Source organism: Phocaeicola sp. HCN-6420 (assembly GCF_037890145.1).
Lineage (GTDB): Bacteria > Bacteroidota > Bacteroidia > Bacteroidales > Bacteroidaceae > Phocaeicola.
The window spans coordinates 245,639-254,368 of the sequence record NZ_JBBKBJ010000002.1; the positions used below are offsets into that span (position 1 = coordinate 245,639).

The window sequence follows — 8,730 nt, forward strand, 5'->3', positions numbered from 1 at the left end:
GGGGTTCTTTGTGTTGTGGCTTTTCGGTTGCTTTATGATGCAATAAAAAAGAGGTTATCCCGTCCTGATAGTTGGGAAAACCTCTTAGTCAAAAGCGCTTACACTTATTATTTTATTCTGTTCTTAAATTATTGATTGGATTACTGCGTGCTGCCTTCCATATCATTGAAGTGCTGAGAATCAACATGATTATGAGTACTACCAGGATACATCCTCCGAAGATATACCCTGTGAGGTTGATTTTGAACGCAAACAATTCCAATAGGCGGTTGCTGGCAAATAGTGCAAATGCGGTTCCAATCAGAACAGCAGGAATGGCTATTTTCAGAATATCCTTCAAGAAGAGGAATTGTACATCCTTTACTTGTGCTCCGTGAATGATACGGATAGCTATTTCCGAACGTCGGCGGTTTACTTCATCACGGATATAGGCTATCAGGCCGATAAGTGCAATTACCAGAATACATAGTCCGACAAAGAGTATACTGTTTCTTACGTGTAACAGCATGTTGTACTGATTAGCCATTTCCAGGTCGAGACTATATACGTGTTTTTCCTGACTGGGCATGGTACGGCTGACTATGTCTTGTACCTCCTTTATTTGCTCCGGCCCCATTTCTTTCAAACGAATGTAAAGAAGATGGTTAGGATGCGTGTTGTAGAACATCACCGTTGGGCGATCGTCGAAATCTTCCGCAACTTGAGAACCCAGATGAATTTCTTCGTACACACCACAGATAGTATAAGGACGACCTTGATGCTCTGTGATAAAGACTTGCTTACCAATAGGAGAACCTGTCCATCCGGCGAGTTTTTCCATCTTGTCGATGAAGCTACGGCTCACCATTACTTCCTGACTCACACTATCTCCCAGTTCGGTGGTAAAGCCCGTTCCTTCCAAAATGGGGATACTGAATACTTTATGATAGTCGGGACCTACATCATACATATCGGCAATATTCATGTATTCCTTATCGTTTTGTGAATCGTATACATTGTTTCCGCTGCATTTCATAAACATTTCCTGATATCCCCAGGTTACTCCGTTTACATTAGGAAGCCTTTTTAGTTCTTGTATGCAACGTTCACGCTCTATGTTCTGAGTTCCGGATAGGGAAGTATAAAGTATATTCTTATATTCGAATCCGGTGCGATAATTGGTCAATGCCTGATACTGAAGTCCGATAACGGTAAGCAGACAGACAAAGAAGGTAGTTAGCATGAACTGTACGAATAAGAGTCCCAGCTTCCATTGTCGTTTATTCTCTGTATATCGACGATAGGCGTAAGTGACAGGTATGCGTGTATATATATAGCTGGGCATTACTCCGCAAATTATAGCAACAGCAATAACGACCATCAGGCACAGCACTAAAGCAGTGGGAGAAAATAAGGCTCGCAAACTATGTCCCATTTGTTCTTGCAGAAAATCTTGCAGACCGAAAACAATGAGTACGGCAAGTATCAGAGCGATGAAGCAGTGCAATGCTGACTCTACCAGTATCATGCGATAAATATCCTTGCTTTCTGCTCCGTAACAGCGGTAAGTAGCAATACTTTTAGCTCGTTTCACTACCGATGAAACAACCAGCAGGATATAGTTCAGGACTGCTACAGCCAGCATGATAAAGGCAAAGACGAGGAATACGATGTTCATGATACGGTTGTATTCCGAGGATAGAAAGATCTTGCTTACAGGTTTCAGGTTCAGGTAAAACTGGCTGCCCGAACGTTCCAGCTCTTCCATCGGAGCATTGGTGTACAGCATGTGCTTGATGTTAGGTTCCAGCGTTTGCGGATCTGTACCGGGCCGCAGGCGGATATATCCGGAATAACGGTCGTTCCCCAGCCAATTGTTTCTTCCGTCTCCCATTATTTGGCCAATGGTAGGCAAAGCTACAGCAATATCTATTTTCGGCAGATGAGTATTTTCCGGGAAATCCTCAAAGACTCCTACTACCGTCAGATGAAAATCCGGGAAGACTTTCCAAGTCAGTTGTTTGCCTATAATATCATTTCCCAGTACTTTCAGCAGTTTGGCTGATATATAAGCATTGTTGGCTTTTTCCAGTCCGGTATGGGGCGTTTCTCCCATTAAGATTTTTCGTGGAAAGACCTCGAAAAAAGAGCTGTCGCACAAATAAGCATTACCTTTTATGGTACGTTGGTCATCGGTTGTTAACAGCAGATCTTCATTCAATATGGTAAAACGAGTGGCGGCTTCTACTTCCGGACAATATCGTTTGATACCCGGGGCAATAGCTCCCGATACGGTGTTGTGATTTTTCCAGTCATTACCTTGATGCTTATAATTTTCCTGTATGATATAAGTGTCTTCCAGATGGGGAATAAAGTTATCATACGACCGTTCGAAAATTACTTCGGCAAGCATTACCAGTCCGATGGCTATTCCCACACCCAGACAGAGAATTTTTGTTAGGTTACCTTCTCCTTTCCGGAAAAGATTCTGTAGGGCTCTTTTCATCATTCGCTTGGATTGAAGTTAAAGTAAGAAGGCATATCCAGCTATATTGCCGGCATACCTCCTTACATATAGAGAAAACTTAAGAGAGATTACATTTCACTGATAGAGGATACAATCTGCCCGTCGAACAGATTGATCACACGTCCGGCAAATCCGGCATCACGTTGGCTGTGGGTTACCATTACGATGGTAGTTCCTTCTTTGTTCAGTTCGGTAAGCAACTCCATTACTTCCAGACCGTTTTTAGAATCCAAGTTACCGGTCGGCTCATCGGCGAGGATGATTTTCGGATTGGAAACTACGGCACGGGCGATGGCCACACGCTGCTGCTGACCTCCGGAGAGCTGCTGGGGATAATGTTTGGCACGGTGACTGATATTCATACGCGACAGCATTTCGGTTACGCGTTTTTTACGCTCTTCGGCAGGGATATTCAAATACGTAAGCGGAAGCTCGACATTCTCGAAAACATTCAGTTCGTCTATCAGGTTAAAGCTCTGAAAAACAAAACCGATATTACCTTTACGTACATTGGTACGGTCTTTCTCTTTCAGATGTCCGACCTCTTTGTTGTCCAGATAATAGTTGCCTGAAGTCGGATTATCCAATAAGCCGAGGATATTCAGTAAGGTTGATTTTCCACAACCGGAAGGTCCCATGATGGCCACGAATTCTTTTTCATTGACTTCCAAGTTTACATTGTTCAAGGCAATTGTTTCTACTTCCGTTGTACGGAATGTCTTGCAAAGGTTTTCAATCTTAATCATAGTGATAAGTATTAAATTGTTATTATATTATTCTTTTGTTTATTATTCTGCTTTTAAGTTGTCTGTCGGATTGCTGATGGCCGTTCGGTAATTCTGTACTGTAATCGTTATCAGTGTGATGAGGCTGATGACGATACAGGTCAGAATGAATATCCACGGCGTGATGGCTATCCGTTCAGTAAACTGTTCCAGCCATTTGGATACGATATACCAGGCTATCGGTGTCGCAATGACGGAACTGACTACCGACAGCGTAAGATATGATCGTCCGAACATCCAGAGAATCTGACGGGTATAGGCTCCATATACCTTTCGGATACCGATTTCTTTGCGGCGCTGTTCTGCTTCGAAGATAACCAGTCCAAAGACTCCTACCAGTGAAATCAGAATGGCAAGCAGACTGGACAGGGTAATCAACTGTTGCTGATCGGCCTCTTTCTGGTAGAGCTGACTATATACTTGGTCATAGAATTTTATATCGACGGGATAACCGATAAAACATTTGGCAATGGTTTGACGGATGTGCTTCAAGGCTGTTTCCATATTGCTTCCGGCTTTTACACGAATGTAGGCAAAAGGCAGAATATTGCTGCCGTATTTCCCGTTTGGACAGAATATATAGGGAAGTGCTTCAGAACGGAGCGAGGTTAATTGTACGTTGTTGACGTAGCCTTTTAGTCGGGCATTCACACCCCAGACGAAGAAGTCCAGTATTTCACCGGCTGGAATGCCGGTTTGTTGCTGTAAGTCTTGTGTGGCAATAAAGTTCAGATCACTGTGATAGATGGAGTCGCTGGGGAGGAAATCTTCTCCCGATACAATTTTTAAGCCCATTACCTTACAGAAGTTTGTCGTGACGTCGATGTAGTAATGTCCGTGCATTTCTCCTTTATATAAGAAAGCATATTGAGTATATCCGCTTCCTCCGCCCAGATTTGATTTTGCATAGGCGATATCATCTATTTCTGCAAAACTTTTTAGGGCATTTGTAAAGTTGCGGTATTCGGAACTTTGATAAGGCATTTGTGGGAGAGAAGCAACCAGTATCTGGTCTTTGTCAATGCCTGATATATAATTTTGCATATAGCGGTTTTGCAGAAAAATGAATCCGGCAGTTACAATCAGCACAAATGAAATGATGTACTGGAAACCGATAAGTGACATGCGGAGCCGTTTGCCTCTTCCGCTTAGCGCATAGTTCCCTTTCAGCACGAGAGCAGGAGAGAACGAAGTCATGTACCATGACGGATAGAGTCCGGCAATGATTCCTGTCACCAGTGCAATGATTCCGGTATATCCGATGATGTGCCAGTAGGTAATCAGTGAAGGGGTGAATCCCATAAAAGAAAGTACCTTCAGACGTATGAGTATTTCGACAATGCCCAGTGATACGAGCCAGCTTATCAGGACGGTACCGACAGATTCTGTTAATAAGGCACGGCGTAGTTCCCAGTTGCTGCTGCCCAATACTTTTTGTGTATTGATACTGCGTATGCGAACCGGAGCTAAGGCTGTACTGAAGTTGATCAGGTTGATGCAGGCGATAATGATAATCAGTAATCCGATACTTACAATCAATACCATTGTACTACGGTCCCCTGTCTTGAGGTAATAGGATGCCGACATATCGTAATAAAGTTTCTTGATGGGGAATACGTAGAGTCGTTGATTTCCTTTGTCTACAATATTCAGTCGCTTGTTGGCACCGCTGGCTTCTATTTGCTGATTGATATCGGCTGCGCTAACTCCCGGTTTCAACCGGAAAAAGGCAAAATAGTTCTGGCTTGCCCAGTCATCTTTTTGGTAATCACTCATCCGGATGAACATATCATTTTTAAACTGGCAATTCTCAGGGAGGTCTTTAAAGATACCACATATCTTGAACTTATCTATTCCCTTTACCAGCCCATTGTCGCCTTCCGTATAGAGATAGGAGCCCAGGGCGTTGCCTTTAGGGAAAAGTTTGCGGGCATAGCTTTCCGAAATAATGATACTTTCAGGTTTATTCATGTCCTTGTCACTGCCTTCTACGAACTGCAATCCGACAACTTTTGCGAAATCGGGGTATACGGCCCACGGGGTTTCATAGAAATATTGCGGACTTTCAGGATTGGTGCAGAATGCCTGTTTCTGCCAGCAGGGAGCATAGATGGTTCCATATTCAATGCCAGGTATCTGCTCGATGAGGAAATCAATCGGTCCTCGTGGAAGAGCCATGATGGAGTTATCTTTCTCTTCTCCCAAATTTAGTCCGACCAGGCGGTCGGGGTTGGGATAACAAGTATCGAAGCTATATTCGTAACTTGCTTTCATCATAATCAGTATGAAAGCCGCAAAGGCAGTCGACAGTCCTAATAAGTTGAGTACGGAAGCTGTCCGAAAGCGCTTGAGTGTATAGAAAAGATTACGTAGTATTGTTTTCATAATGTTGTAATGTTTATTCTGTCTTTAAGTTTTTTATAGGGTTCTCGCGGGTCGCACTCCGACTGATCAGATAAACAGAACCGAGCGATATGGCAGTTACGGTAATAAAGGCGATGATTCCGCTCAACCAAGGCATGGTACTTTGATAATGGGTTATCCGGTTGATTTGCATAATGCCGATGTAGGCCAGCGGAAGTGCAATTATAATACTGATAACCAAAGAACTGAATGCGAATTGTATCAGTCGCTTCATTTCTTGTCTGCTGCTCGATCCAAATACTTTACGGATAGCCATATCGCGTTTGCGTTGTGCTATGAAATATAGACTCATGGCGGTTAGCCCGAGCAAAGAAATCAGCAGGGCGGCACCGGTAAAGATTCCTATCGTATGCTGTAAATTGGTCAGGTCTTTGTATATTGCTTTTACCTGATTGTGATACCATTCCGATTCGAATGGGATTCCCTCTATTGTTTCCGAATATAGCTTGTCGAGCTCTTTTTTATAGTAGGTTAGCTCGTTGCCAGCTACTTCTATCAGAATATTCCACGGATAGATACTGTCCGGATGCATGATGGATAGCATGGTTGGGTATTGGGTATCCAGTATGGAACCGGACTTGATATCCTTGAATGTTCCTGCTATAGGATAATGCATGCTTCCCGTTTGGGGACTGCTTCTTAGATAATCTGCGTCATGGCTGAGCCCCAAAGCATTGAATACACTGTCGGAAAAGAAATAGGTTGTTTCTTTCGTAACCGGGAGATGGTTGTTTATGAGGTTCAGATGAAACAGATGGATGAATGTTGAATCGGCTGTCAGACTTCTCCATCGTATGTTTTGTATTTCTCCTTTTCCGTTATATATCTGTACGGCATTGTTTTCTCCCTGAAGGTCGGCGGGCGTTCCTTGGGTGAAACATACCTCGTTTACAAATGGCAGTGTGCGCGCTTTGTCGCGGAATGTCTGCAACTTCTGTTTATTGACCAGTGCCGGATAGTTGAGGATATTGCCGTAACTGTATCCCAGCGGCTCATGTAAGATATTATATAGTTGGATACTTAAATAGATTGCACAAGTCAGCATGGCAAGGGTAAGGCTGCTTTGTATGATGTATAATCCGCGTAAATAAACGACTTTTGTCTTGCGTCGGAAATTACCTTTTACTATATCCAGCGGATTATATCGTGAGAGCAGGGTTGCCGGAACAAAGCCTGCAAGGAGAGAGAGCAGTAGGATACCGGCCAGATAAATGCTCAGAGTAAGAATATTTAAATCACCAGTCAGGTCAAGTTTCACTTGTAACAAGTCCGAAGCAAATAGCTCAACAGCTCTTGCCAGTAGAAAGGCGAGGAGAAAAGCGCCTAATGTGAGCAGGAAAGATTCTACAATCATACGCCAGAAGATATCGGGGCGTGAAGAACCCAGCAGTCTTCGGGTAGCCATTTCTTTGGCACGATAACTGGTTTGGGCTACGCTCATGCTGATATAATTGAAGACTGCCATCAGCAGAATGAGTATTCCTACGCAGATGAAGATTACTACTTTTGTAAAACTGTATTGCAGGAAGGTACCATTCGAGGGAATTTCACTGAAATGAAAATCGTGCATGGATATCCATTTTACTTCCTTCATATAGCCAAGCGCATATATCCAGTAATACTTCTTCAAATAATCGAGCATTTGTGTAGCTTTATCATTGGGATTAGTCCCTTCGTGGAAGCGGGCAAAGACAGTTGCACCTCCGGCATTGTTCATGTTGCGTTCATGCATACTGCTGCTTTTGTCGATATAGTCGATGAAATTGTATGGGACGATGGCTTCTATATCACTGGGGAATAGTGAGTTGCCGATGTTTTTCATAATACCTGTTACGGTATATGTTTCTTGGCTGTTGGCGGATAGTCGGAGAGCCTTTCCGATAGCTGGTTCATTGCCAAAAAGTTTTCTCGCCCCGTTTTCGGTTAGAACAATGCTGTTTTTGTCTGTTAAAACCTGGTCGGGACGTCCTGATAGTAATTTGAAATAAAAGAACTGAAAGAAATTGTTGCGGGATGCCAAAATCTTTAATTCTACTTTTCTGGTTTCTTGTAAGACGTAGGTACCGGTATATGCCAAATTGCTAACGGCACACCAGTCTTCTATTTCCGGATATTGGGTGCTTAGTATTTCTCCTACCAGATAATGTGAGCCGATGTATTGTTCATTGCCAAATGCATAAATACGAGAAGCATCGGGTTGCTCTTTGTCGATACTCAGTTGTCGGCTCACCATGTTGGCTATTAACAACACGAACATTAGTGAAATGCTTAGTCCTCCCATATTCACAAGTGTGAACATCTTGTTCTTATTGAGAAAAGTAAAATATGTTTTGAGTCCTTTCATCTGTTTATTAATGGTTTGTTCGGTTATAATATAGCAAAGTGCGTGCCATTGTTGCAATGTGCTGATAATCAAATTGTATATAAAATAATACTTAGCTGGAGGTGTCTAATAATTTGACACATGGTGTATGATTTTTAGACACTTTAATAAATAAATTAGCCGCTTTGCCCTTCACGCTCTTCGCATGAATGGTGTTGAGGCATCTATTATAGCAAATGAATGTCTGGAATTTATCATGTCGATAGGAAAATATTAATGGTCGTCAGAGGAGCTGTTATCTCGGATAAGAGCAGTGATGGTATTATTGGTGAAGGGCGTGAAGGGCAAAAACAGATGTTTTTTCTTTAAAAAGTGCCTGAAATGGTGGAACCAGCCCTTCACGGTCCTGCTGAGGTGTGCTTGTTTTTATTCTTTTACTCGGATTTCGTAATAGTTCCCGGCAGAGGAGGGGGCTTTTTCCCTTTTTTGCATAAAATTTCATCATTTTTCTGTTCCGGACCGTACTATTACGCGGTGTCTAGGAAAATTTTCATTCGTATTTCCTTTGTTTTTTCCCGCTGCTGTCTTATGTTTTTGTACAAAACTTTTAGGAATTTGTACAAAACAGAATATTTTTTGTACAAAAAGCAGAGGAAATTTCAGCATGTCTTTTCGGACTTTCCCGTATTTTT

At 42.6% G+C, this 8,730-nt stretch carries 6 protein-coding genes; all 6 read right to left on the reverse strand.

Features of this window, described 5'->3' with window-relative positions; genetic code table 11:
* Window positions 1–112 precede the first annotated feature (112 nt).
* Complete coding sequence (locus WKT12_RS02810; protein WP_340318746.1) at window positions 113–2,488, reverse strand: ABC transporter permease; 2,376 nt, start codon at window positions 2,486–2,488, stop codon at window positions 113–115.
* An 86-nt stretch (window positions 2,489–2,574) separates the two neighbouring features.
* A complete protein-coding gene (locus tag WKT12_RS02815; RefSeq protein WP_022232926.1) occupies window positions 2,575–3,252 on the reverse strand; it encodes an ABC transporter ATP-binding protein in 678 nt (225 codons plus the stop codon).
* Between the two features lie 42 nt (window positions 3,253–3,294).
* Complete coding sequence (locus tag WKT12_RS02820; protein WP_340318747.1) at window positions 3,295–5,676, reverse strand: ABC transporter permease; 2,382 nt, start codon at window positions 5,674–5,676, stop codon at window positions 3,295–3,297.
* A gap of 13 nt (window positions 5,677–5,689) precedes the next feature.
* Entirely contained in the window at window positions 5,690–8,059 is a 2,370-nt protein-coding gene (locus WKT12_RS02825) for an ABC transporter permease (protein ID WP_340318748.1), read from the reverse strand.
* Between the two features lie 301 nt (window positions 8,060–8,360).
* Entirely contained in the window at window positions 8,361–8,543 is a 183-nt protein-coding gene (locus WKT12_RS02830) for a hypothetical protein (protein WP_340318749.1), read from the reverse strand.
* Window positions 8,540–8,730, reverse strand: a 191-nt coding sequence (locus WKT12_RS02835; RefSeq protein WP_340318750.1) for a hypothetical protein, incomplete at its 5' end; no start/stop codon positions are given. The genes WKT12_RS02830 and WKT12_RS02835, both read right to left, overlap by 4 nt.